The sequence below is a fragment of the Fuscovulum ytuae genome (assembly GCF_029953595.1).
Taxonomy (GTDB): Bacteria; Pseudomonadota; Alphaproteobacteria; order Rhodobacterales; family Rhodobacteraceae; genus Paragemmobacter; species Paragemmobacter ytuae.
In genome coordinates this window covers 3,194,963-3,220,097 of sequence record NZ_CP124535.1, presented here as the reverse complement: position 1 = coordinate 3,220,097, position 25,135 = coordinate 3,194,963, and the positions used below count along the sequence as shown (strand labels likewise).

The 25,135-nt window shown below is 63.4% G+C and carries 25 protein-coding genes; 13 read left to right on the top strand and 12 right to left on the bottom strand.

The window, feature by feature from the left end:
* Positions 1-3: 3 nt before the first annotated feature.
* The 4 genes from QF092_RS15495 to QF092_RS15480 all read left to right on the top strand — a co-directional run bounded on the left by QF092_RS15495 (position 4) and on the right by QF092_RS15480 (position 2,612).
* Complete coding sequence (locus QF092_RS15495; RefSeq protein WP_281465215.1) at positions 4-207, top strand: twin transmembrane helix small protein; 204 nt, start codon at positions 4-6, stop codon at positions 205-207.
* 3 nt (positions 208-210) lie between these two features.
* The gene (locus QF092_RS15490) at positions 211-789 is read left to right on the top strand and encodes a cob(I)yrinic acid a,c-diamide adenosyltransferase (protein ID WP_281465213.1); all 579 of its coding nucleotides are present in this window, start codon (positions 211-213) and stop codon (positions 787-789) included.
* Positions 790-925: 136 nt separating this feature from the next.
* Positions 926-1,687 (top strand): electron transfer flavoprotein subunit beta/FixA family protein, encoded by a 762-nt coding sequence (locus QF092_RS15485; RefSeq protein WP_281465211.1) that lies wholly within the window; start codon positions 926-928, stop codon positions 1,685-1,687.
* A gap of 1 nt (position 1,688) precedes the next feature.
* Positions 1,689-2,612, top strand: a complete 924-nt coding sequence (locus QF092_RS15480; RefSeq protein ID WP_281465209.1) for an electron transfer flavoprotein subunit alpha/FixB family protein — start codon at positions 1,689-1,691, stop codon at positions 2,610-2,612.
* Between the two features lie 49 nt (positions 2,613-2,661).
* Here QF092_RS15480 and QF092_RS15475 read toward each other — a convergent pair whose 3' ends face one another.
* Positions 2,662-3,483, bottom strand: coding sequence for a DUF6473 family protein (locus tag QF092_RS15475; protein WP_281465207.1), 822 nt, complete (start codon positions 3,481-3,483; stop codon positions 2,662-2,664).
* 164 nt (positions 3,484-3,647) lie between these two features.
* On the opposite strand from QF092_RS15475, the gene QF092_RS15470 reads away from it, so the two are divergent.
* Positions 3,648-4,526: a 3-hydroxybutyryl-CoA dehydrogenase gene (locus tag QF092_RS15470; protein WP_281465205.1), complete on the top strand. Its 879-nt coding sequence runs from the start codon at positions 3,648-3,650 to the stop codon at positions 4,524-4,526.
* A 166-nt stretch (positions 4,527-4,692) separates the two neighbouring features.
* Here QF092_RS15470 and QF092_RS15465 read toward each other — a convergent pair whose 3' ends face one another.
* Genes QF092_RS15465 through QF092_RS15435 form a run of 7 tightly spaced genes read right to left on the bottom strand, consistent with a single transcriptional unit; the run spans position 4,693 to position 10,063 of the window.
* A complete protein-coding gene (locus QF092_RS15465) occupies positions 4,693-5,598 on the bottom strand; it encodes a lysophospholipid acyltransferase family protein (protein WP_281465203.1) in 906 nt (301 codons plus the stop codon).
* A 30-nt stretch (positions 5,599-5,628) separates the two neighbouring features.
* A complete protein-coding gene (locus QF092_RS15460) occupies positions 5,629-5,898 on the bottom strand; it encodes an HPr family phosphocarrier protein (protein ID WP_281470049.1) in 270 nt (89 codons plus the stop codon).
* Between the two features lie 10 nt (positions 5,899-5,908).
* Positions 5,909-6,304 carry a PTS sugar transporter subunit IIA gene (locus tag QF092_RS15455; RefSeq protein WP_281465201.1) on the bottom strand — a complete coding sequence of 132 codons (396 nt, stop codon included), beginning with the start codon at positions 6,302-6,304 and terminating at the stop codon, positions 5,909-5,911.
* Positions 6,301-7,209, bottom strand: coding sequence for an RNase adapter RapZ (gene rapZ / locus QF092_RS15450; RefSeq protein ID WP_281470047.1), 909 nt, complete (start codon positions 7,207-7,209; stop codon positions 6,301-6,303). Before rapZ ends, QF092_RS15455 begins: the two co-directional genes overlap by 4 nt.
* 35 nt (positions 7,210-7,244) lie before the next feature.
* Complete coding sequence (locus QF092_RS15445; RefSeq protein WP_281465199.1) at positions 7,245-7,667, bottom strand: HPr kinase/phosphorylase; 423 nt, start codon at positions 7,665-7,667, stop codon at positions 7,245-7,247.
* The gene (locus tag QF092_RS15440) at positions 7,664-9,361 is read right to left on the bottom strand and encodes an ATP-binding protein (protein WP_281465197.1); all 1,698 of its coding nucleotides are present in this window, start codon (positions 9,359-9,361) and stop codon (positions 7,664-7,666) included. Before QF092_RS15440 ends, QF092_RS15445 begins: the two co-directional genes overlap by 4 nt.
* Positions 9,362-10,063, bottom strand: a complete 702-nt coding sequence (locus QF092_RS15435; RefSeq protein WP_101921488.1) for a response regulator transcription factor — start codon at positions 10,061-10,063, stop codon at positions 9,362-9,364.
* A 371-nt stretch (positions 10,064-10,434) separates the two neighbouring features.
* Here QF092_RS15435 and QF092_RS15430 point away from each other — a divergent pair, with 371 nt between their 5' ends.
* Positions 10,435-12,033, top strand: a complete 1,599-nt coding sequence (locus QF092_RS15430; RefSeq protein ID WP_281465192.1) for a phosphoenolpyruvate carboxykinase — start codon at positions 10,435-10,437, stop codon at positions 12,031-12,033.
* Positions 12,034-12,100: 67 nt separating this feature from the next.
* Here QF092_RS15430 and QF092_RS15425 read toward each other — a convergent pair whose 3' ends face one another.
* Positions 12,101-12,898 carry a sulfite exporter TauE/SafE family protein gene (locus QF092_RS15425; protein ID WP_281465190.1) on the bottom strand — a complete coding sequence of 266 codons (798 nt, stop codon included), beginning with the start codon at positions 12,896-12,898 and terminating at the stop codon, positions 12,101-12,103.
* 358 nt (positions 12,899-13,256) lie between these two features.
* Between QF092_RS15425 and QF092_RS15420 the strand changes: the two genes are divergently transcribed.
* The gene (locus QF092_RS15420) at positions 13,257-14,924 is read left to right on the top strand and encodes an acyl-CoA dehydrogenase family protein (protein ID WP_281465188.1); all 1,668 of its coding nucleotides are present in this window, start codon (positions 13,257-13,259) and stop codon (positions 14,922-14,924) included.
* Positions 14,925-15,141: 217 nt separating this feature from the next.
* On the opposite strand, the gene QF092_RS15415 is transcribed toward QF092_RS15420, so the two are convergent.
* The gene (locus QF092_RS15415; protein WP_281465186.1) at positions 15,142-16,377 is read right to left on the bottom strand and encodes an MFS transporter; all 1,236 of its coding nucleotides are present in this window, start codon (positions 16,375-16,377) and stop codon (positions 15,142-15,144) included.
* Between the two features lie 92 nt (positions 16,378-16,469).
* On the bottom strand, positions 16,470-18,413 hold the full coding sequence (locus QF092_RS15410; protein WP_281465184.1) for a lytic transglycosylase domain-containing protein: 1,944 nt from the start codon (positions 18,411-18,413) through the stop codon (positions 16,470-16,472).
* A 179-nt stretch (positions 18,414-18,592) separates the two neighbouring features.
* Between QF092_RS15410 and dapA the strand changes: the two genes are divergently transcribed.
* The 6 genes from dapA (at position 18,593) to QF092_RS15380 (ending at position 23,631) form a co-directional block, all read left to right on the top strand.
* Complete coding sequence (dapA, locus tag QF092_RS15405) at positions 18,593-19,465, top strand: 4-hydroxy-tetrahydrodipicolinate synthase (protein ID WP_281465183.1); 873 nt, start codon at positions 18,593-18,595, stop codon at positions 19,463-19,465.
* The gene (locus QF092_RS15400; RefSeq protein WP_420026472.1) at positions 19,462-20,337 is read left to right on the top strand and encodes a DMT family transporter; all 876 of its coding nucleotides are present in this window, start codon (positions 19,462-19,464) and stop codon (positions 20,335-20,337) included. The genes dapA and QF092_RS15400 overlap by 4 nt, the downstream gene beginning before the upstream one ends.
* Positions 20,338-20,377: 40 nt before the next feature.
* Positions 20,378-20,857, top strand: coding sequence for an SsrA-binding protein SmpB (gene smpB, locus QF092_RS15395; RefSeq protein ID WP_281465182.1), 480 nt, complete (start codon positions 20,378-20,380; stop codon positions 20,855-20,857).
* 202 nt (positions 20,858-21,059) lie between these two features.
* Positions 21,060-21,923 (top strand): 3-mercaptopyruvate sulfurtransferase, encoded by an 864-nt coding sequence (sseA, locus tag QF092_RS15390; RefSeq protein WP_281465180.1) that lies wholly within the window; start codon positions 21,060-21,062, stop codon positions 21,921-21,923.
* A 4-nt stretch (positions 21,924-21,927) separates the two neighbouring features.
* Entirely contained in the window at positions 21,928-23,109 is a 1,182-nt protein-coding gene (locus tag QF092_RS15385) for an amino acid aminotransferase (protein WP_281465178.1), read from the top strand.
* Positions 23,110-23,298: 189 nt separating this feature from the next.
* Positions 23,299-23,631, top strand: a complete 333-nt coding sequence (locus tag QF092_RS15380; protein ID WP_281465176.1) for a GYD domain-containing protein — start codon at positions 23,299-23,301, stop codon at positions 23,629-23,631.
* A gap of 123 nt (positions 23,632-23,754) precedes the next feature.
* Here QF092_RS15380 and QF092_RS15375 read toward each other — a convergent pair whose 3' ends face one another.
* Positions 23,755-25,110, bottom strand: coding sequence for an ammonium transporter (locus QF092_RS15375; RefSeq protein ID WP_281465174.1), 1,356 nt, complete (start codon positions 25,108-25,110; stop codon positions 23,755-23,757).
* Positions 25,111-25,135 lie beyond the last annotated feature (25 nt).

The window sequence follows — 25,135 nt, the reverse complement described above, 5'->3', positions numbered from 1 at the left end:
GCCATGCTCTCCGATCCGCTTTTCATCATCGCCGCACTCGCGGCCTTTGCCGTTCTCGCCATCCTGATGGTGGGCATCGGCGGCTTCGCCAAAGGTGGCGACTTCAACCGCAAACACGCCAACCGCATCATGCGCTATCGCATCATCGCCCAAGCCGTGGCCGTGGCCCTGATCGTCGCCTTCGCCTATCTGCATTCCAAAGGGTAACTCATGGTCGTCCTGTCGAAAATCTACACCAAGACCGGCGATGCCGGGGAAACCGCACTTGGCAACGGCGCGCGCGTGGCCAAACACGCCACCCGCGTCTCGGCCTATGGCACCGTGGATGAAACCAACGCCACCGTCGGCCTTGCCCGCCTCCATGCCGACCCGGAAATGGACAAGTCCCTCGCCCGCATCTCGAACGATCTTTTCGACCTCGGGGCCGATCTCTGCACGCCCGACATGCATTTGGACGCTACGCTCCCCTACACCCCCCTCAGGATGCAAGAGGCACAGGTCCAGCGGCTCGAACGCGAAATCGACGCGATGAATGCCCGCCTGCAACCCCTGCGCAGCTTCATCCTGCCCGGCGGCTCGCCCCTTGCCGCGCAGCTTCACCTCTGCCGCACCGTCTGCCGCCGCGCCGAACGCCTGACGGTCGAACTCGCCACCATGGAATCGGTCAACCCTGAGGCGGTGAAATACCTCAACCGCCTGTCCGACTGGTTCTTCGTCGCAGGCCGCATCGCCAATGACGATGGCCGCGCCGACGTCCTCTGGGTGCCCGGCCTGACCCGCGAAGGCTGATCCCGCCAGAAAAACGCGACGTCTCGACGCGCGGACCTGTCGTATTTGGTCTGTTGCTGTCGGGTCATACGGTCTAACTACCTGACCGAGAGCTTGGGTGAGGTCCGCCCGTCGGACCGCAATAAGGAGATGCGCGATGAAGGTCTTGGTGCCTGTCAAACGTGTGATCGACTACAACGTGAAGGTCCGCGTAAAGGCGGATGGTTCCGGCGTCGATCTCGCCAACGTCAAGATGTCGATGAACCCCTTTGACGAGATTGCCGTCGAAGAGGCGATCCGGCTCAAGGAAAAGGGCATCGCGACCGAAGTCGTCGTCGTTTCCATCGGCGTGAAGCAGTCGCAGGAAACCCTGCGCACCGCGCTCGCCATGGGTGCCGACCGCGCCATCCTGATCGAAGCCGCCGCCGATGTGCATACCGATATCGAACCGCTGGCCGTGGCAAAGCTGCTGGCTGGTGTGGTCAAGGAAGAAGGCCCCGGCCTCGTCCTCTGCGGCAAGCAGGCGATCGACAATGACATGAACGCCACAGGCCAGATGCTTTCGGCCCTCTTGGGCTGGTCGCAGGCCACCTTCGCGTCGGAAGTCGCCATCGAAGGCGATACCGCCAAGGTGACGCGCGAAGTCGATGGCGGCCTCCAAACCATTGCCGTCAAGCTGCCGACCATCATCTCGGTCGATCTGCGCCTGAACGAACCGCGCTATGCATCGCTCCCGAACATCATGAAGGCCAAGACCAAACCCTTGGCCACCAAGACCCCCGCCGATTATGGCGTGGACGTCGCCCCCCGCCTCTCCGTGGTGAAAAGCGTGGAACCGGCAGGCCGCAAGGCAGGCGTGAAAGTGGGTTCGATCGAGGAACTCATCGCGAAACTCAAAGACGAAGCAGGGGTGATCTAAGATGGCCGTTCTTCTTCTCGCCGATGTGAATGATGGCCAACTGGCCACCGACGCCGTCGCCAAGGCCCTCTCCGCCGTGAACGCTCTGGGCGAGGTTCACATCCTCGTCGCAGGCACCTCCGCAACTGCGGCGGCCGAGGCGGCAAAGCTCGACGGTGCCTCCAAGGTCCTTCACGCCGATGACGCCGCCTATGACCATGGGATGGCCGAGGCGACCGCCGCCCTGATCGTCTCGCTGGCTGGCAATTACAGCCACATCGCCGCCGCCGCGACCGCCTTCTCCAAGAACGTCCTGCCGCGCGCTGCCGCTCTGCTGGACGTGATGGTGATCTCGGACGTGACCGCTGTCGTGGACGCCGACACTTTCGAACGCCCGATCTATGCGGGCAACGCGATCCAGACGGTGAAATCCTCGGACGGCAAAAAGGTCCTCACCGTTCGCACCGCCTCCTTCAACGCCGCCGCCAGCACGGGCAGCGCCGCCGTTGAAAAGGTCGCTGTCGCCGCCGACGGTTCGCTGTCGTCTTGGGTCGAAGACAAGGTCGCCGCGTCTGACCGCCCGGAACTCACCTCGGCTGGCATCGTCGTCTCTGGTGGTCGTGGCGTTGGCTCCCAAGCCGACTTCGCATTGATTGAGAAACTGGCCGACAAGCTCGGCGCCGCCGTTGGTGCCTCCCGCGCCGCCGTCGACTCGGGCTATGCCCCGAACGACTGGCAGGTGGGCCAGACCGGCAAGGTCGTCGCCCCCACGCTCTATGTCGCTGTGGGCATCTCTGGCGCGATCCAGCACCTTGCAGGCATGAAAGACAGCAAGGTCATCGTCGCGATCAACAAGGACGAAGAGGCCCCGATCTTCCAAGTGGCCGATTACGGCCTCGTGGCCGACCTCTTCACCGCTGTGCCGGAAATGATCGAAAAACTCTGATCCCTTCAGGATCACGGAACGAGGGGGCGCGGGGAAACCCGCGCCCTTTTCACATCACCCCCCGCAGCACCGGGATCAGCGCCGCCGCCACCTCCTCATGCGCGGCCAATCCCGGCAACCCCCGCGCCGCCGGCTCCGCCAAGGCCGGAAAGACCATTCCCTCCGTCCCCTGCGCCCGCGCGGCATCGCTTGGCACCGCCGTCACCACCACATCAGCCCGTGCCGCCACCTCTGCCATCATCGGCGCATCCACAAGCACCGGCTCGCCGAAAGGCGCATCCCGCCGTGGCCCCGGCGGCCTCTCCCCCATCCACAGCAGGACCTTTCGCCCCGGGATCGCCGCCAACAACGCCGCCATGCGTGCCAACCAAGACGCCCGCAACTCTTGCGCCACCAGCGCGAACCGCGCCGGATCGGCATCAAAAAGGGACCGCAGCATGTGGCGGGTAAAGTTGAAATCGGTGAAATCCACCCCCCGATAGATCGTTTGCAACAGGGGTGACGCGCGCAAAAACCGGTCGTTCCGGCGCGGATGCACCGTGTAGAACCGGTTCGACAGATCCGCCGCCCCCGGCACCTGCACCACCACCACCTCGGCCCGCGCCACAACATCCATCATCGAAGGATCGCCCAGCCACGCATCCGGCCCGGCATTGGGACAGCCAAGGTTCAACACCTTTGCCCCCAACCCCGCCTCAACCAAAGCCGGATAGGGCTTTGGGATATATCGCCCATAAGCCTCAATCCCGCCCAGAACCGCAACGAACCGCCCCGAAAGATCGCGCCGCGGCCCCCGGAACAACAACCGAGACCGCCCATAACGACAGGGCATGTAGTCGAGCGACCCCTCGCCCGCATAATCATAGGCCATAGCCCACCCCACATGAATTCACCCACCAACAGCCTTGCCGCAAAGGCATGAACGGGGGGTTAAACTCGCAATTCAGCTAAAGATTTCCGCATTCGGCCCACCACCGCTTGCGCGCCCCCCGCGCCGATGCATAAGGTTCGGGCGCGAATGAAGGAGTGGGTGGCATGGCAGAAATCCGCAGCGTAGGCGTCGTCGGCGCAGGCCAGATGGGCAATGGCATCGCCCATGTCTTCGCCCTTGCGGGCTATGACGTGCTCCTGACCGATATCAGCCAAGCCAGCATCGACAAGGCGCTTGCCACGATCGAGAAAAACCTCGACCGCCAAGTCGCGCGTGGCAAGATCACCGCCGAAGAAAAGGCCGCCGCGCAAGGCCGCATCCGCACCACGCTGCGCCTTGCCGATGTCGGCCCCACCGACCTCATCATCGAAGCCGCGACCGAACGCGAAACCGTCAAACAGGCGATTTTCGAGGATTTGCTGCCCCATCTCAAACCCTCGACCATCCTGACCTCCAACACCTCGTCAATCTCCATCACGCGGCTTGCCTCGCGCACGGATCGGCCCGAAAAATTCATGGGCTTCCACTTCATGAACCCCGTCCCCGTGATGCAGCTGGTCGAACTGATCCGCGGTATCGCCACCGATCAGGACACATGGGATAGTCTGCATGAGGTGGTGAAGAAACTCGGCAAAACCGCCGCCAGTGCCGAAGATTTCCCGGCCTTTATCGTCAACCGCATCCTGATGCCGATGATCAACGAGGCCGTCTACACGCTTTACGAAGGCGTCGGGAACGTGAAATCCATCGACGAATCGCTCAAACTCGGCGCGAACCACCCGATGGGGCCGCTAGAGCTGGCCGATTTCATCGGCCTGGACACCTGCCTTGCCATCATGAACGTGCTGCATGACGGTCTGGCGGATACGAAATATCGGCCCTGCCCGCTTCTGACAAAATATGTCGAGGCAGGCTGGCTCGGCCGAAAAACCCAGCGCGGTTTTTACGACTATCGCGGTGAAACCCCCGTCCCAACACGCTGAAATCGCGGAAACTGACGCAGTTTCCGCACCGATTTCTGACGCAGAAATCGGCCCCACCGTCCCGCAAATAGGCGACCAGCGGTCGCCCACCCGGAATTTGCGTCAAATTCCGACGCGATTTCTGCGTCAGAAATCGCCGCCGCCTCAAGAGACGGGAAACCCCGCCCTACCCTTTCAGTGAAAGCGTATATTCCCTCAGCCAGGCCAGAAACCCTCGCGGGTTCCCCTCCCAGTTTTTCAATTCCGTCGCCGGGATCGGCGGGCCGATCACGGGCCGTGTCGGCTTGAACAAACAACGCTTGATCTCATACAGCAGCAGACCCTGCCGCAGCGTGTCGCTGATCTGGTTGGCAATCTGGAACGCACGCGAATTCTGGCCGGGGAAGAATACCGGCAGGATCGTCGCCCCCGATGACCGCACGATCTTATGGGTGAAGACGTTCCACTCCGCCTCCACAGCTGGCCCCCACCAGCCCTCGCTCATCGCCACCTTGCCAGCGGGGAACAGGATGATCACCCCGCCCGCCTTCAGGTGCTTCATCGTCTCGTCCCGCATCTGCAGGCCCAGTTCCCGCGCATTATCCTCATGCGGAAAAGGCACCGGGATCATGAATTCCTCGACCTCCGGTATCCCCGTCAGCAAGGACCGCGTCAGGATCTTGAAATCCGACCGCACACGATTGACCATCTCGGCCAACACCATCCCATCGACCAACCCCGACGGATGGTTCGACACCACCACCAGTGGCCCCGTCTTCGGGATAAGGGCAATCTCTTCGGGCGGCGTCTGGATCGTTATCCCCATCTGACGGATCGCCTTGGGCCAGAAAGGCGCACCCTGCGGCGCTCCCGTCCGCTCGAAATCCCGGATCAACCGCAAGAGCGTGACCTTCGCCGTCAACCATTCGATGGTGCGGATCGTGTTCGCCTTGAACGGGTTCTTAAACGTCCCCGCATAGGACAGCCGCCGCATGTCATAGGGCCGCTCGGCCCGCGCCGCCCGCCGCCGGGCCAGCTCGTCCTCGCTCACCTCAAGGGTGCGCACCTCTTCGCTTTGCGACGTATCGGTCACGCGGGATCTGCCTATTGGGTCTGACGCGCCTCAGTAGTCTTCACCGAAGCGGTTTGCAACCAGCGCCTCCAGCGCATCGGCAAGCTTCTCCGCCTCTGCGCCGCTTGTCGCCACCGCGATCTCTGTCCCGCGCGACGCGGCCAACATCAGAAGACCCATGATCGAATCCCCCGACACGGTCATCCCGTCCTTTGTCACCTGCGCCTGCGCATCATGCCCTTCGACCACTTCCACGAATTTGGCCGAGGCGCGCGCATGCAGCCCCTTTTCATTGATGATCCGAAACACCCGTGCCGTCATGATCCCCAGCTCACGCCCCACCGCCAAGGTCCAGACTGTTGATATACTTCCGCCCGGCGTCAAGCGCGGCGGCCACAGCCTCCGGCACCGTCAAATCGCGCGACTTTGCCAGCTTGATCAGCATCGGCAGGTTCGCCCCATAGACGATGCGCCGATCCGCCCCGATACAGGCCATGAGCGATAGGTTCGACGGCGATCCCCCGAACATATCCGTCACCACCACCACGCCCGCGCCCGTATCCACCGCATCGGCGGCGGCACAGATCTCGGCCTGCTTGGCCTTGCGGTCATGGTCATCCTCGATGGCGATGGCCCGCATCGCATCCTGCTTGCCCACGACATGCTCGACCGCGGAAAGATATTCCCGCGCCAGCCCGCCATGTGCCACGATCACGATACCGATCACGCGCCCGTCACCCCGCCCATTCCCGTGCCCGCAGCACCCGGCGTCACCGCCGCCCTGCGTTCCAGTTCCCGGTGCCGTTTTGACACCGCCCAACCCGCCTCTGCAAGCGCCTTGCCAAGCATTTCGGCCACCGCCACGCTGCGATGTTGCCCGCCTGTGCAGCCAAAGCCGATGGACAGATGCGCCTTGCCCTCGGCAACCGATGCCGGAAGCAGGAATTGCACCAACCCGCTCACTCTTTCAAAGAATTCCGCAAAGCGCGGGTCATCCGCCACATGCGCCACCACCGCCGCATCACGCCCGTCCAGATCGCGCAAAGCGGCCTCCCAATAGGGGTTCCGCAGAAACCGGCAGTCAAACACCATATCCACGCCCCGCGGCAGCCCACGCTTATAGCTAAAGCTCTGCAAGGACACCGCCATCCGCGACGCCACAGACTGCCCGAACCATTGCGCAAGCTCTGCCTTCAAGTCATGCGGGCTCATCTCCGTCGTGTCGATCAGGTGATCCGCCCGCACCCGGATCGGGGCCAAAAGGTCGATCTCACGCGCGATCCCTTCGGCGGGCGTTTCCGCCGGGGCCAAGGGATGCCGCCGCCGCGTCTGGCTATAGCGCCGGATCAGTTCCGACGGCGCACAGTCCACATACAACACTTGCAACGCCACCCTCGGGTCGCGCGTCAAAGTGTCGATCAACTCGATCAAGGCGGTGACATTGAAATCCCGGTTGCGCACATCAAGGCCCAACGCGATGGGCCGCTCCAGCGGCGCGCCCTCGATCAGACGCGGCACAAGCCGCAGGGGCAGGTTGTCGATCACCTCATAGCCAAGATCCTCCAGCGCGTCGATCGACGTGCTGCGCCCTGCCCCCGAAGGACCGGTGACCAGCAAAAGCCGGTGCCCCATCGCCTGTAAGTCGTCCTGCATCGCGGGACTTTCCGTCACTCTTTGCGCCCTGCCCTGACATAGTGCAGCACCGCTGCCGGGAAATGGGGCCCTTCGATCCTTCGCACAAGGGCTACTGTCCGTCCGAGGTAGGAAACCTCACGTCGCGGCGGCAACCGCTCCGTCTCGGGCGTCCCCAGATCGACCACCAAAACCACCTCCGCCGCGTCCACCGGGTCCGCCGCCAGAAGGCCAATCCCCCGCGCCTCGATCATTCCCCGGATCGTGGGCGGGCAGGCGGCCCAGAGCGCCCCTTCTGTAACGGAAAGCGTCACTTGGTCATCCGCCACCAGCCGCGCGCCCAGCGCCATAAGGGACAGCGCAAGACCGGATTTGCCGCTGCCTGACGGCCCCGTGATCAACACCCCGCGACCCTCCACCGCGACACAAGTCGCGTGCAGCGTCACCTCTGCCGTCACACCGGCAGACCGACCACGAACCGCGCGCCCAGCGGGTCAGAGGTGACATCGGCATGGGTCGGGCGGATGTTCTCGGCCCAGATCACCCCGCCATGCGCCTCGACGATCTGCTTGGAAATCGCCAGTCCCAAGCCCGAATGTTCGCCAAACTGGACCTGCGGGCGTTCGCTGTAGAACCGCTTGAACACCTTTGTCAGCGCCTGTTCGGGAATGCCCGGCCCGGTATCCTCGACCACGATCAGAACCCGGTTCTCACGCCGCCGCGCCCAGATGCGCACCGCATCGCCATCTTCGCAGAAACTGATCGCATTGGTGATCAGGTTCACGAAGACCTGCGCCAACCGCGCCTCCAGCCCCCGGATCAGGATCGGCTCGCTGGGGAAGTCGGTGATGAACTCCACCCCCTTCTCCTGCGCCTGCTGACCCAGATATTCCGACAGATTGGTCAGGGTGCGGACAAGGTTGAACTCCTCCTCCTCCTCCTTCACCAATTCGCTGTCCAGCCGCGAGGCGTTGGAAATGTCGCTCACCAGACGGTCCAACCGGCGCACGTCATGCTCGATCACGTCCAGCAGCTTTTCCTTCTGGTCATCGCGCTTGGCCAGCCGCATCGTGCCAACCGCCGACCGCAGGCTTGCCAGCGGGTTCTTGATCTCATGCGCCACATCGGCCGCGAATTGTTCATTCGCATCGATCCGATCATACAGCGCCGCCACCATACCCCGCATCGCCACAGAAAGCCGCCCGATCTCATCCGGCCGCGCCGCAAGATCAGGGATGCGCACCCGTCCGGGCGCCATCTTGCGCGCGTCCCGGTCGCGGCCCAATTCCGCCGCCGCCGCAAGGTCTGACAACGGGTTCGCGATGGTCGAGGCCAGCATCAGGCTCAACCCGAAAGACACCATCAAGGATGCGATAAAGATCAGCAGCACCTGCTCACGCTCGGCCCGCGCCAATTGCTCAATCGGGCCCTGATCGGCGGTCATGATGACCACAGCCACCACTTGCCCATTGCGGAACACCGGCTCGGCCACGGCAAAAAGCCGCCCACCATCCGGCGACCGGCCCGCCACCTGCACGCCCTCGCCCTTCAGCGCGCCGGAAAACAGCGCCTGCGCAAGGGTAAGACGATTCACCGCCTCCGCCTCGGGCGTTGCGCGCTTCAATAGCCCCGCCACCCCGTTCCATGCCGCCGTCAGCGCATCCACGATGGGCGTCGGGCGCACCTGCACCTCACCCTGAATGCGTTCCTGCCCGACCTTGCGCCCAGCAAGCGTGCCATCGGGCAGCATGACAAAGGCCTCGCCGCCCGGGCCCACCTGCACCGTCTCCAGAACGCGCCCGGCCCGCATGGCATCCAGCGGACCCTCCGCCTCGGCGGCCACCGCTTCGAACACATCCGAAACCAGCAGCGTCTCGGCAATGATCGCATCCTGCCGCAGCGCCACAAGGCTTTCGCGGAAGGGATTAAGGAACAGCACCCCACCCGCCAACACCAAAAGCGCCAGCAAATTGAACAGGATGATCTTCCGCGCCAAAGGCGACCGGTTCAACGACACGACACCGCGCCGATCCCGGCTCGCCCGCAGCGCGGGATCGACCAAACCATCCCCGGATGTCCAGTCCTCGCCGAGGACGACATCATCCGAACGGTCCCGCCGTCCCTCTTTCCCGATGCGTGGCGCTGCGGTCATTTACTCTTCGTTGTAACGATAGCCGATTCCATACAACGTCTCGATGGCCGAAAAGTTTTCATCCACCGCACGCATTTTCTTCCGCAGACGCTTGATGTGGCTGTCGATGGTCCGGTCATCCACATAGACCTGATCATCATAGGCCACGTCCATCAACTGATCCCGGCTCTTCACGAAACCCGGTCGCTGGGCCAGCGCTTGCAACAGCATGAACTCCGTCACCGTCAGCGCGACATCCATGCCCTTCCACGTCACCGAATGGCGCAGCGGGTCCATGCGCAGGTTGCCCCGCTCCATGATCTTTGTCTCTTCCGTTGTCGCCACCTCACCCGTGGCGATGGCGTCCTGCCGCCGCAGCAGCGCCCGGATACGCTCCACCAGCAGGCGCTGGCTGAAGGGCTTCTTCACATAGTCATCCGCGCCCATGCGCAGACCCAGAACCTCGTCGATCTCATCATCTTTCGAGGTGAGAAAGATCACCGGCATCGTCGTCTTCTGACGCAGACGCTGCAACAGGTCCATCCCGTCCATCCGCGGCATCTTTATGTCAAGCACGGCCATATCCGGCAGCCGCCGGTTAAAGGCGTCCAGCGCCGATTGCCCGTCATTGTAGGTTTCGACCTCGAACCCTTCGGCTTCCAGCGTCATTGCGACCGAAGTCAGGATGTTCCTGTCATCGTCGACAAGTGCAATCCTTGCCATAATGGTTATCCCTTGCTGCCCGTACTACTGTCACGAAGACTTTTGTTTTGCCGGGCATGATCATTTTTCCGCTGCCGGGAATCAACCGATATGTGCGAATCGAGGCATTTGCTGGGCCAAACCGTCGCGGAAAACCCACAGACTGGCGGATTTGCCACCCATTTGCACAACCTGAACGAATGGTTGCGCTAAACCTTCGGTGGTTGCGCTAACGAAACGGAACCGACCTGTTCCCAACCGCGAGCGACGTGGTATAGGCCAGTCATGTCCCCTCCCCTTGGCCCGGGCGGTGGCATCCAACCCCTTGGCCCGGGTTGGCAATTTCGGGAACCGACAAGGCCGGGCGCGCCCCCGGCGGAGGAGCTTGCAGTATGACGAACGGTCGCGTGAACCCCGCGCAGGAATTGGCACATCAAGGCATCACAGGTCTTGGGAACGTCTATTACAACTTCCTCGAACACAGCCTCGTCGAAGAGGCGGTAAAGCGTGGCGAAGGCCGCCTCGGCAAAGGCGGCGCCTTCCTCGTCTCCACCGGCCAGTTCACCGGTCGCTCGCCCAAGGACAAACACGTCGTCCGCACGCCTTCCGTCGAAAACACCATCTGGTGGGACAACAACGCCGCGATGCCGCCCGAAGGCTTCGACCAGCTCCACGCTGACATGCTCGCCCATATGCAGGGCCGCGATTATTTCGTCCAAGACCTTTATGCCGGGGCTGACCCCGTCCACCGCCTTGACGTGCGCGTGGTGACGGAACTTGCCTGGCATGGCCTCTTCATCCGCCATCTCCTGCGGCGCCCGGAACGTACGGAACTGGATCAGTTCGTTCCTGAATGGACCATCATCAACTGCCCCAGCTTCAAGGCCGATCCCGCGCGCCATGGCTGCCGCAGCGAAACCGTGATTGCCTTCCACTTCGACAAGAAGCTGATCCTGATCGCCAACACCGCCTATGCCGGCGAAAACAAGAAATCAGTCTTCACGCTCCTCAACTACATCCTGCCCGAAAAGGGCGTGATGCCGATGCATTGCTCGGCCAACCACGCCATCGGCAACCCGGTCGATACCGCCGTCTTCTTCGGCCTCTCCGGCACCGGCAAGACCACGCTCTCCGCCGCGCCCGACCGCATATTGATCGGCGACGACGAACATGGCTGGTCCGACCGCGGCTCCTTCAACTTCGAAGGCGGCTGCTACGCCAAGACCATCAACCTCGACCCCGAGGCAGAGCCCGAGATCTATGCCACCACCCACCACTTCTCGACCGTGGTGGAAAACATGGTCTACGATCCCGAAACGCTGGAACTCGACTTCGCCGATGACAGCCTGACGGCCAACACCCGCTGCGCCTATCCGCTGGACTTCATCTCGAACGCCTCCAACACGGGCCTCGGCGGGCATCCGAAGAACATCATCATGCTCACCTGCGATGCCTTCGGCGTCCTGCCGCCCATCTCGCGGTTGACGCCCGCGCAGGCCATGTATCACTTCCTGTCGGGCTTCACCGCCAAGGTGGCCGGAACCGAACGCGGCGTGACCGAACCGCAACCCACCTTCTCCACCTGCTTCGGTGCGCCCTTCATGCCGCGCCGCCCCGAGGTCTATGGCAAGCTCCTGCAAGCCAAGATCGCCAAGCACGGCGCCAATTGCTGGCTGGTGAACACCGGCTGGACCGGCGGCGCCTATGGCACGGGCAAGCGGATGCCGATCAAGGCCACCCGCGCGCTTCTGTCTGCGGCACTCGACGGCTCGCTCGCTGCGGTGGAATTCCGCCGCGACCCGAATTTCGGCTTCGACGTGCCGGTCGCCGTGCCGGGCGTGGACACGGGCCTTCTCGACCCGCGCAACACTTGGGCCGACAAGGCCGCCTATGACGCGCAGGCCAAGAAACTGGTCGAAATGTTCTCGAAGAACTTCGAACAATACGTCCCCTTCATCGACGAAGACGTAAAGGCCGCCGCGATCGGCTAAGGGTCAGGGAGGGGGAGAACCCCACCCTACCGCAATGCCCGATGGGTAGGGTGGGGTTCTCCCCCCCCTACATCACCGCCTGACGCACCAGATTAAGCCCGGTCAGCACCAGCAACCCTTGGGTCCAGCGCCGGAAACGCGCCTGATCCAGCCGGTCCTGCACCCGATATCCCAGCATCATCCCCGCCATCGCCGGCATCACCAGCGCCGCCGAAAACCCAAGGCTCGCGCCATCCGCAACCCCCGTCCGCAGATGCGCCGCCAACAAGGCCACCGCCCCGATCAGAAAGACCACGCCCTGCACCCGCACCATCTCGGCCTTCTCGGCCTTGATGGACAACAGATAAACCAAAAGCGGCGGCCCCCAGATCCCCGACACCCCGCCAAACAGCCCGCCAACGATCCCCAGCCCCCATTCCGCCCGCGCCCGATGCCGCAGGGGCAGCGCCAGCGGCACCCCCATCAGCTGCGCCGCCGCAAAGGCCGTCACCGGCACACCCAGAACCAGAAGATAGGCCACCCGCGGGATCACCGTCAGGAACGGGGCCGAGATCAGGATGAACACCACCGTGCCGATCAGGAACCGGCGATAGGTCTTCACCGACCCCCATGCCGCCGCCAACCCCTGCCGCGTCGCCTGAAAGAGGTTTGTCACCAGCGTCGGCAGGATCAGCCCCGCCACCGCCATCTCCGGTGGCAGAAAGGCACTGAAGGCCGACACCATGATCAAGGGCATGGCAAAGCCCACCGCCCCCTTTACAAACCCGGCAAACAGCGTCACCGCCAGTGCCGCCCAAAAGGCGGCAGGCTCCAGCCCCGCCATCGCCCAATCCATGCCGCCCCCCCGCTTGCGCGCCGCGACCATGCCTCGCCCCCGGCGCGATGCCAAGCCCCTCCCGGCCCCGACTCACCCCCAATGCCGCAACAGCACGCTTAGGTTAACGCCTGATCACCGCGCGCTGCGTGCCCACAGAATGCTGCACAAAACCCGGCACAAAACAGGGCACAGCCGTTGCAGCCCGAAACCGCCAATTAATCCAGCGCCCGCAATCACTTGCCCCAATCCCGCCACGGCAAACAAAAAAACCATGCCCCCGCCCAACAAAATTCCGCTGCGACATTTTCCTTCACTTGATCTTTTCTGCGCGAAATTAAGTTGCTCTGCGACTGCAAAAAGCCTACCTCTCTCGCAACCGCAGAATGATGTCCGGAAGGTGCCCACCATGCCGCACGATGGCCAACCCATGACCGCCTCGCCCCTCCTCGCCGATCTCCTCGGCCTCACCGCCGAATCCCTGCCCGAGGTGGAGGCGCTCTTCGATCAGGCCCGCGAAAACCTGCGTGGCATGGTCACTGTCGCGGGCAAAGTCTCGTCTCAGGCGCTCGAAGACCATCAATATGCCGCCCATGCGCTGGCATGGCTTGCCACCTATACCGAATCCCTGCGCCAGATGCAGGCTTGGGCACAGCGCCTTGAAACCGCTGGCCAATTCTCGGAAATGGAGGCGCTTCTCCTCCAGATCGCCTATGGCGAATATCTCAACCAGATCCACGGCGGCATTCCCATGAGCCAGGGAGAGGTCGCGCGCTTGCAGGACCTCGGCCTTTCCCCGGCCCAGCCCGGCGCGGCGGCGGCCACCCTCATGGCCCGAGGCAACACCGCCGCCGCCCGCACCCGCCTTGTCGCCCTCATGCGCGACAATCACGGCCGCGCCACGTTCGGCGCGACGGGGCTGGACGAAGAACTGGAAATGATCCGCGACCAGTTCCGCCGCTTCGCCGATGAAAAGGTCGTCCCCCATGCCCATGAATGGCACCTGAAGGACGAACTGATCCCGATGGAGATCATTGATTCCCTTGCCGAAATGGGCGTCTTCGGCCTGACCATCCCCGAAGAATTCGGCGGCTTCGGCCTTTCCAAGGCCTCTATGGTCGTGGTCTCCGAAGAACTCTCGCGCGGCTATATCGGCGTGGGCTCCCTCGGCACCCGCTCCGAAATCGCGGCCGAACTGATCCTCTGCGGCGGCACGCCCGACCAAAAGGCCAAATGGCTGCCGAAACTCGCCTCTGGTGAAATCCTGCCCACCGCCGTCTTCACCGAACCGAATACGGGCTCCGACCTTGGCAGCCTGCGCACCCGCGCGCGGCGCGATGGCGACGATTGGGTGGTCAACGGCAACAAGACATGGATCACCCACGCCGCCCGCACCCATGTGATGACGGTCCTCGCCCGCACCATCGAGGGCACCACCGATTATCGCGGTCTGTCCATGTTCCTCGCCGAAAAGACCCCCGGCACCGACGAAACCCCCTTTGTCGACAAGGGCTTGTCAGGCGGCGAGATTGAGGTCTTGGGCTATCGCGGCATGAAGGAATACACCGTCAACTTCGACGATTTCCGCGTGAAGGGCGAAAACCTTCTCGGCGGTGTCGAAGGGCAGGGGTTCAAGCAGTTGATGCAGACCTTCGAATCCGCCCGCATCCAGACCGCCGCCCGTGCCGTGGGCGTCGCGCAGTCCGCGCTGGAAGTCGGCATGAAATACGCCGAAGACCGCAAGCAATTCGGCAAGTCCCTGATCGAATTCCCCCGTGTGGCGGGCAAGCTTGCCATGATGGCGGTGGAAATCATGGTGGCCCGCCAGCTCACCTATTTTTCGGCTTGGCAGAAAGACCATGACAAGCGCTGCGATCTGGAGGCCGGCATGGCCAAGCTTCTGGGTGCCCGCGTCGCATGGGCCAGCGCCGACAACGCGCTGCAAATCCATGGCGGCAACGGCTTCGCACTGGAATATCAGATCAGCCGCATCCTTTGCGACGCGCGCATTCTGAACATCTTCGAAGGTGCGGCGGAAATTCAGGCGCAGGTCATCGCCCGTCGCCTTCTGGATTGATTAACCAAGCCCTGTCAGGGTGGTGGAAGAAACGCGGACCGGCCCCCCGGCCCGCGTTTTTTCGTGCCAAGGACCGACCGCAGCCTTAACCGCGCCTTAACGAATACGTTTTCTGCACGCAGAAAACGGGTCCAGACCCATCGCGCTCCACCCGATTTTTGCGCGCAAAAATCGCCGCGAAATCTGCACCAGATTTCGCCCCTGTCACTCGCCCCTGTCACTCGCCCGCAAAGGGCCGCCCATGGGACGGACGGACTGTCCCCAACCGCGGATGCAACCGAGACGCCACGGTAAAGGCCCCGATCATTCCAACCCCCGTGACGGCGAAAAACGCCGCCAGCGGCGCCCCGAACGGCACCAGAACGACCCAAGCCGTGGCAGGCGTCACGATGCCGCTAACATCCCGAAAACTCGAATAAACCGCCGACATTTCCGTCCGCTCCGACGGCTTCACCGCCATCAGGAAAGGCAGCCCCCCCACCACGTCGAGCAGCACCAGAAAGATCGACGCCGCCATCATCGCCACCACGGTCACCCAAGGCAAAGGCGCAAAGGTCGCGCTTGCCATGAAACACAGCCCGCACAGGCCAAAGGCCAGCCGCACCGACCGCCGCACCGAAGTCCGCCGCACATAGCGCAGCATGAGCGGAGAGATGAATAAAAGCGCGTTCGAAATCGACAGCGCCACGCCCCCCACCTTTCCGCCAAGCCCCGCCTCGATGCAGAAGATCGGCAGATAGACGACATAGACCCACCACCCGCAGGACCGCATCACCGCAAACATCCACCCTGCGATCAGCCGGGGCTGGCGGAAGAACCGCCCCAGATAGGCCAGCGGGTTCAGCGCGGGCCCCTTCGCCCGCTGGATCTGCTTGCCATTCCCAAGGCGCAAGACCCAGAACACCACCAGCAGTAGAACCGCCACCGACCCCGCCAGAAGGAAGGGCGCAGGTGCCCACCAATCATGCAGCCAGACCCCCAGCATCGGCCCGATGGCCCAAGGCCCCGCCGCATAGACCATCTGGGTTGACTGGCTCCGCCCCAGATCGGTGCGTTCAATGTAATCAAGGACATAGGCATTGAAACAGACAAAGGTCGTCGCCGTCGCGCTGGCAAGGCACATCAGGGAAAGGGGCACCGTCACCGCCGTGCCCGTCACCGCCAGCGCCATCCCCACAAGGTAAAGCAGACAGCCCGCGGTATACATCCACCGCCGGGGCACATGCCGCGTGAACCACGGCACCAGCAGACCCCAGACCAAGGCCACGATCCCCGCCCAGAAATAGGCACTCGATGTGGCCTCAGCGCTGCCTAACCCCTCATAGACGACCAAAGGCATCGCCGAAATCAGCGTCCCGCGTACGGTCGCCTCGATCCCCGCCAAAAGGGCGAAATTCTCCACCCTTGGCGTGGGGCTGTGGCGCAGGAAAAGGGGAAGGTATCGGGTGGCCATGATCTGTCACAAATTTGTGCAATCTGCGCATCACATGGCCCGTCCCGTCTGCGCCATGGGCGACAGATCGGGTCGGGAACAGACTCCTCGCCTTACCCCCGCAACTCTCCCGTCACATTCACCGGGCCCACCGATCCGCGCAGGATCGCGCGATAGATCACAAGGCTTTCCGTCACCCGCATCACATAGGTCCGCGTCTCGGTAAACGGGATCATCTCAACCCAGTCGATCACATCCACCGCTGCATCGCGCGGATCGCCGAACATGTCCTTCCACCGTTTCGGCCGCCCCGGCCCGGCATTGTAACCCGATGCCACAAGCGCGATGGATGGCCCGAATTGTTCAACCAATTCCGCCAGATAGCCCGTCCCGATCCGAACGTTATAGGCCGGATCGTTCAACCGCCCCGCGTCATAGACAAGGCCAACCCGTGGCGCGACCAGCTTCGCCGTGGACGGCAGAACCTGCATCAACCCCCGCGCATCCGCCGCCGACCGCGCCGCCGGATCAAACTCCGACTCCCGCCGCGCAATGGCAAGGGCCAGCGCCCGGCTCACCCCGATCCCCTCACCCGGCACGAAGCCCGGCACCGGGAAATAGGCGCGCGGCAGGATCACGCCCCGCTCTGCCGCCTGCTTGGCAATCACCACCGCGATATGCGGCTCATCCATCTGCAAGGCCAGATCGGCCAGCTGGTCCATCTCTGTCGCGTTCAGGCTTTCGGCCAGATGCAGGAAGAACCGCTTCGATAGCGTCCTATCCCCCGCCCGCGACAGCAGCATCGCCGCCTCCAGCACGGAAGAAGAGGCAAACCCCGCGCCCCGCCAATCCGCAGGCCGGGCATTAGAAAGCAAGGCCGGATCAAGGGATTGCCCCAAGGCCTCGGCCGCCAATAAGCCGTAATAGGCCGTATGATGCCGCGCCGCCTCTTGCAATTCTGCCGTGCCGCCCGCCCGGTCGCCAGAGGCCAGCAGCGCCCGACCTGCCCAATAATGCGCGCGGCTAACGGATATGGGCGTCGCCACCCCTTCCCGCAGATTGCGGAAGTGCCGCAGCGCCGTCTCGGCATCGCCCAGCTTTCGCAGCGCGATGAACCCGGACAGAAACTCCAGATCGGCATAATCGCCACCCGATGTCAGGAAATGGCTGGATGCCACTCGATAGGCGGCCTTCGGCTTGCCATCGCGCAACAAGGCCCGCGCCAGCGCCCCGCGCCGATCCCCCCAGACCGCCGGATCGCCAAGGCTCGCCGCACTTTGCGACTGCGCGATCACCAAATCCGCCGCATCGTCATCCCGGTCGCGCCGGAACCGCCAATCCGCCCGCTCATAGGCCAGCCCCGGATCGCCTTGCAGGGCCGCCGGAACCTTGTCGATCAACGCATTCACCCCATCGGCATCCGCCCGCAACGCCATCCGCGCCTGCGCCAGCGCCTGCCAGCCCGCACTCACGCGCGGCAGCATCCGCCGCGCCTCGGACACCCGGTTCTGCCACAAAAGCCGATCCAGCCGCACCTCATGCGCCACTTTCAGCACATCGCCATAAAGCCCAAGGATTTCAGCCTCTTCCTCGGCAGAAGAGGCCAGTTCCGTCCAGGCCCGAAACGCCTCGGCCTCGGCCACATCAGCCCGCCCCAGCGCCCGCAGTGCCTTGATCAACGCAAGGGACCCTTCCGCTGTCTCGGGTTTTCCATTCCCGAAATAGGCCAGCACACGGTTCGGATCGGTAGACCGCGCCACCGCCTCCTCGCCCCTTTCCTTCAGCAGGGGCATCCCCGGCCAATCAGCGCGGCGCGCAAGGAAAGCCTCATATTCCCCCAGCCGCCCTTCGCCCGCGCGCAGCCGTTGCCATTCGATGATGTCCGCCGCAATCTGCCCGCCGCCCTGCGCCGCCGCCACGGCACCCGCCCAATCGCCCGCCGCCGCCCGGTCCAGCCCCGCGCGCAGCGCATCCGCCGGGGCCGCAATCACCCCTGCCGGCAACACCAAAAGAAATGCCGAAATAAACCACCCAAGGCGGCGCGTCCTTGCCATCATCTGCCCGATCATCATTGGTCTTGGTTGTGATCCTTAACGCAGAGTCTGCCGCAGCCCGCCGCCCCCCGCAACCCACAAGCACGTCATCCGCAGCCCCACTTGGCAAGGCCTTGCCACAGGTCTAGGAAGGGCGCGTTTGCAACCGGGCCACCCTCGCCCAGAAACAGGAGACGCGTGCCATGATCCAAGGGTCCATTCCCGCCTTGGTAACGCCGTTCAAGAACGGCGAACTTGATCTGGACACGCTGAAGAAACTTGTCGATTGGCAGATCGAACAGGGCTCTACCGGCCTTGTCCCGGTCGGCACCACGGGCGAAAGCCCGACGCTTTCCCACGAAGAGCACGAAGCCGTGGTCGAGGCGGTGGTGAAATTCGCCGCAGGCCGCGTGCCGGTGATCGCGGGCGCGGGATCAAACAACACGGTCGAAGGCATCCGCCTGATCCAGCATGCTGAACGCGTCGGCGCCGATGCCGCACTCGTCGTGACGCCCTATTACAACAAGCCCACGCAAGCGGGCATGATCGCGCATTACACCGCGCTGCATGACTGCTGCACGCTTCCCATCATCATCTACAACATCCCCGGCCGATCTGTTGTCGATATGACGCCCGAAACCATGGGAAAACTGGCACAGCTTCCCCGCATCATCGGGGTCAAGGACGCGACCGGCAAGATTGAGCGCGTCTCGATGCAGCGCGCCTCCTGCGGCCCCGACTTCATCCAGCTGTCAGGTGAGGATGCAACGGCCCTCGGCTTCAACGCCCATGGCGGGACGGGCTGCATCTCGGTCACGGCCAATGTCGCGCCGAAGCTCTGCGCCGAATTCCAGCAGGCCACGCTGGCAGGTGACTACCGCAAGGCACTGGCATACCAAGATCGCCTGATGCCCCTGCATGAGGCAATCTTCATTGAACCGGGGCTTGCGGGGGCGAAATACGGCCTCTCCCTCCTTGGACGCTGCACCGAAGAGGTCCGCCTTCCCCTTGTCGGCCTGACCGACGCCACCAAGGCCCGCATCAAAGCCGCGATGGAACACGCAGGCATCCTGTGACCGCCACGCCCCCGCGCAGCGCCAATCTGCGCGGGGCGCTCTGGATGGTCGCCGCCATGGCGGGCTTCGCGGTCGAGGATATGTTCCTCAAAGCCGTCACCGCGCATATCCCCCTTGGTCAGGCCCTGCTGATCTTTGGCCTGACAGGGGCCGCCTTCTTCGGCATCCGGGCAAAAAGCGCCGGCGAAACGCTGCTCCATCCGGCACTTCTCTCGCGCCCCCTCCTCATCCGATCATCGTTTGAAGTGGCGGGCCGCCTTTTTTACTCCCTCGCCGTAGCGCTTACCCCCCTCTCCACCGCCGCTGCCATCTTGCAAGCCACCCCCCTTGTCGTCGTCGCGGGCGCGGCACTCCTTTTCGGAGAAAAGGTCGGCTGGCGGCGCTGGACAGCGATCAGCGTGGGCTTTGCAGGCGTCCTTCTCATCCTGCAGCCTGGGGTCGAAGGTTTCACCCTCCTGTCCCTTGTCACCGTGGCCGGGATGCTCGGCTTTGCGGGCCGCGATCTTGCCACCCGCGCCGCTCCCCCGGCCCTGTCGAACCGCCAGCTTGGCACCATCGGGATGGCCATGCTTGCCCTTGCAGGCGCCATCATCCTTGCCGTCACAGGTGGCGCACGGATGCCCGATCCCACCGCCCTCGCCCTCCTTGCCGCCATGACGGCCTTCGGCATTTTCGCCTACAACGCCCTCACAATCGCCATGCGTACGGGTGAGGTGTCCGTCGTCACCCCCTTTCGCTACACGCGCCTCGTCTTTGCGATGATCCTCGGCATCCTCGTCTTCCACGAGCGCCCTGATGCCCTCACGCTGGCAGGTTCGGCCCTGATCGTGGCCTCAGGTCTTTACACCCTCTCTCGCTCGCGCCGCGCCTGAACTGGACTCCGCGCCGCCCATCGCCTATCTCGACACGATCATGGCCACGAAATCCGACCCAAATTCCAAACTCATCGCGGAAAATCGCCGCGCCCGCTTCGACTACCATATCGAAAGCGATCTGGAGGCGGGCATCATCCTCCAAGGGTCCGAGGTCAAAAGCCTCCGCCAAGGCGGATCGAACCTCGGCGAAAGCTATGCTTCCGTCGAAGGCGGTGAGCTGTGGCTGATCAACAGCTACATTGCCCCCTACCTGCAAGCCAAGACTTGGGGGCATGAAGAACGCCGCCGCCGCAAGCTATTGGTTTCCAAAAGGGAACTGTCGCGTCTCTGGAATGCCACTGCGCGCGAAGGCATGACCATCGTGCCGATGAAGATGTATTTCAACGACCGTGGCATCGTGAAGGTCAAGCTTGGCATCGCCAAGGGCAAGAAACTGGCCGACAAGCGCGAAACCAGCGCCAAGCGCGACTGGGATCGTGAAAAGGCCCGCCTCCTGAAGATGTCCAAGCGCGACTGACGGGACAGCATTTTCCGACGCGGAAAATGCGCCGATTTCTGGCACAGAAATCGGACCCCAATCGCCGCGCCTCCTCCCGTTTTCTGCGTGCAGAAAACGGCGCGATTTCTGCGTCAGAAATCGCCCCTCACGCCCGGCCACCCTTGCCACAAAGGCCCGATCCCGCTACTTGCCCCCAGACCGCATGGCCGGAGGCCCACCCGTGACCGACGATACCAAGACACTCGTTTCGACCGACTGGCTCGCTGCGCATCTGCGCGACCCGGACCTGCGCATTCTCGATGCCTCGTGGTATCTGCCCGACGCAGGCCGCGACCCAAAGGCCGAATACAATGCCGCCCATATCCCCGGCGCGCGCTTCTTCGACATTGACGAGATCTCGGATCAACGCTCCGCCCTCCCCCACATGGCCCCGCCGGTGGAAAAATTCATGTCCCGCATGCGCGCCATGGGCGTGGGCGACGGTCATCAGGTCGTGATCTACGATGGCGCGGGCCTCTTTTCCGCTGCGCGCGTCTGGTGGACCTTCCGTCTGATGGGCAAGACCGATGTCGCCGTCCTTGATGGCGGCTTTCCCAAATGGCGCGCCGAAGGACGCGAGGTCGAAGACCTTCCCCCCGTCGTCAAGGACCGCCACATGACCGTCAGCCGCCAGAACCATCTGGTCAAGGACGTCACGCAGGTGGCCCATACCTCCAAACTGCGCGAGGCGGAAATCATCGACGCCCGCTCCGCCCCGCGCTTTGCCGGAGAGGCGCCCGAACCTCGCCCCGGCCTGCGCGCAGGCCATATTCCTGGATCAAAGAACCTGCCCTTCGCCACGCTTCTGAACGCGGATGGCACCATGAAATCCGTCCCCGCCTTGCGCGCCACGTTCGAGGCGGCGGGGGTGGACCTTACCAAACCCGCCATCACGACCTGCGGGTCAGGCGTCACAGCGGCGATCCTGTCGCTGGCGCTGGAACGGATCGGCCATCGGAACCATAGCCTCTATGATGGCTCATGGTCCGAATGGGGCATGTACGAAGACCTGCCTGTTGAAAAAGGTCTCGGGGAAAAGGGATAGACCAATGTTCGACCAGCTGAAGGCGCAGCCGCAGGACAAGATCCTGCAACTCATCGCCATGTTCCGCGACGACCCGCGCACGACCAAGATCGACCTTGGCGTAGGCGTGTACAAAGACGCCACCGGTCTCACTCCCGTCATGCGCGCCGTAAAGGCGGCAGAAAAGAAACTGTGGGAGACAGAGACGACCAAGACCTACACAGGCCTTGCCGGGGAACCGGCCTATAATGCCGCGCTCTCTGCGATGATCCTCGGGGATGCCGTCCCAACCGACCGCCTCGCTTCCATCGCCACGCCGGGCGGCACGGGCGCGATCCGGCAGGCGCTGGAACTGATCCGCCTTGCCACGCCCACGGCCACAGTCTGGATTTCCAACCCGACATGGCCGAACCACCCTTCGATCATCAAGTTCCTCGGCATGAACATGGCCGAATACCGCTATTTCGACGCCGCAACGCGCGGGGTTGATTTTGTGGGGCTGATGGAAGACCTCGCCAAGGTCAAATCGGGCGACGTGGTCCTCCTGCATGGCTGCTGCCATAACCCCACGGGTGCCAACCTTGATGGGGCGCAGTGGGATCAGGTCATCACCCTTCTTGCCCAGCGCGGGGCCATCCCCCTTGTCGATCTTGCCTATCAAGGCTTCGGCGATGGGCTAACAGAGGATGCCGCCGCCACCCGCAAAATCGCCGCCGCCTTCCCCGAAGTGCTGATCGCCGCCTCGTGCTCCAAGAATTTCGGCATCTACCGCGAACGCACGGGCATCCTGATCGGCATCGGCGCGGCCGCAGGAAAAGGCGTGCTGCAAGGCAACCTCAACTTCCTCAACCGCCAGAATTTCAGCTTCCCGCCCGATCACGGCGCGCGTCTGGTGACGATGATCCTTGAAGATGCCGCCCTCAAGGCCGACTGGATGGCCGAGTTGGAAGAGGTCCGCCTCAATATGCTCACCCTCCGCCAATCGCTGGCCGATGAGCTTCGCAAGGCCACCAATTCCGACCGCTTCGATTTCGTGGCCAGCCATCGCGGCATGTTCAGCCGTCTCGGCCTGACCGAGGCGCAGGTGAACACGCTCCGCGAAGATCACGCCATCTACATGGTGGGCGATAGCCGCATCAACATCGCAGGCCTCAACGCCCGTACGGTGCCGATCCTCGCCGCAGCCATCGCGCAGGTCGCAGGCTGATGCACAGCGATGTGCAACAGGGCCGATAGATCGCTAACGCCCTGCTGTCGATATGTGCTAACCTCGCACGCGCAGCCACTGCCCTGACTGCGCGTTTTTTTGTTTCGGCGCAACCAAAGGGTGCGCTGACTGCGATCCAAGGGGCAGAGTGCAGACAGCGTTCCCTCCATAATCAGAGGGACCAGATCCATGTCGTTCTACCTCTATCAGCTTTCCTATACTCCCGATGCCGTGAAGGCACTCGTGGCCACCCCGTCCGACCGCGAAGCCGCCGCGCGAAAACTCATCGAATCCTTGGGTGGAAAACTTCACCATCTGTTCTTTGCCTTCGGTCAACATGATGTCATCTGCCTCATCGAAGGCCCGGACGACCAGATGATGGCCGCTGGAGCCATGGCCGTGGCCGCTTCTGGCACCGTCGCGTCCTCGTCCACGGTCAAGCTGATGACACCAGCCGAGGCGATGGCCGCCATGCAGGCCGCAGGCAAGGCTCTTGGCAGCTACAAACCGCCGATGCGCTAATAGAAAAACGGCCCGCGGGGGGAGTGTCCCGCGGGCCGTTTCAGTTTCGCACCGAGGAAGGGAGGAGGGACCCCGGCACGCCGTCCAAATGTGGGGCCACCCTCAGGCGGCCCCACCGAAAGCTTAGCTGTGGTAAGCCTGTTCACCATGCGAGGCGAGGTCCAGACCCTGACGCTCCGTGTCATTGTCGACGCGCAGGCCCATGGTCATGTCGATCGCCTTGAACAGAACGAAGGACACCACACCCGACCAGACGATGGTGATCAGCACGCCTTCGATCTGCACCCAAAGCTGCGCCATCATCGCATAGTCGTCGCCCTTCACGCCGCCGAAGGCTGCCGCGGAGAACACACCCGTCAGCACCGCGCCCACGATCCCGGCCACGCCATGGATGCCGAAGACGTCAAGGCTGTCGTCGTACTGCATCTTGTGCTTGACCACGGTCACGAAGAAGTAGCTCGCAAAGGTCGCCAGAACGCCCAGCAGGATCGCGCCCATCGGCCCGATCGCGCCACAGGCCGGGGTCACGGCCACAAGGCCCGTAACCATACCCGACGCAGCACCCAGCATGCTCGCCTTGCCACGCTGCATGCTCTCGATAAGGGCCCAAGCAACCGTCGCCGCAGCCGTCGCGATGAAGGTGTTGATCATCGCCAGCGTCGCGCCGCCATTGGCCTCAAGGTTGGACCCGACGTTGAAGCCGAACCAGCCGACCCACAGCATCGATGCACCAACCATGGTCAGCACCATCGAATGCGGGGCCATGTTGTCCTTGCCGTAGCCCACGCGCTTGCCGATCACGATGCAGCCCACCAGCGCCGCGATACCGGCATTGATATGCACCACGGTGCCGCCCGCAAAGTCGATGGCGCCCTTGGCGAACAGATAGCCGTTGGCATCCCACACCATATGGGCAATCGGGAAGTAGGACAGCGTGCCCCACAGGACCGAGAACACCAGAACCGCGCTGAACTTCACGCGCTCGGCAAAGGCCCCGATGATCAGTGCGGGCGTGATCGCCGCAAAGGTCATCTGGAAGGCGATGAACAGATATTCCGGGATCACATAGCCGGCCGAGAAGGTGGCCGCCATGCTATCCGCCGTCACGCCCGACAGGAACAGCTTGCCAAAGCCGCCAAAGAACGGGTTGGTCGATCCGCCAAAGGCAAAGGAATAGCCGTAGATCACCCAGACCAGCATCATGACGCAGGCGATCATCGTCGTCTGCATCAGCACCGACAGCATGTTCTTCGACCGCACGAGACCGCCGTAGAACAGCGCAAGGCCCGGGATGGTCATGAACAGAACGAGGACGGTGGACACCATCATCCAGCTGACATCGCCCTTGTCCATCACGGGCACGACTTCTTCAACAACCTCGGCCGCCGCCTCGGTCGCCTCCTGCGCCCATACGGGCAGGGCGGCAAAGGCCGCAGCGCCCAGCGCGCCCAGACCCGAAAGTTTCGCAAAATGCTTCATGGTTGCGGTTTCCCCTTCCCTGCGG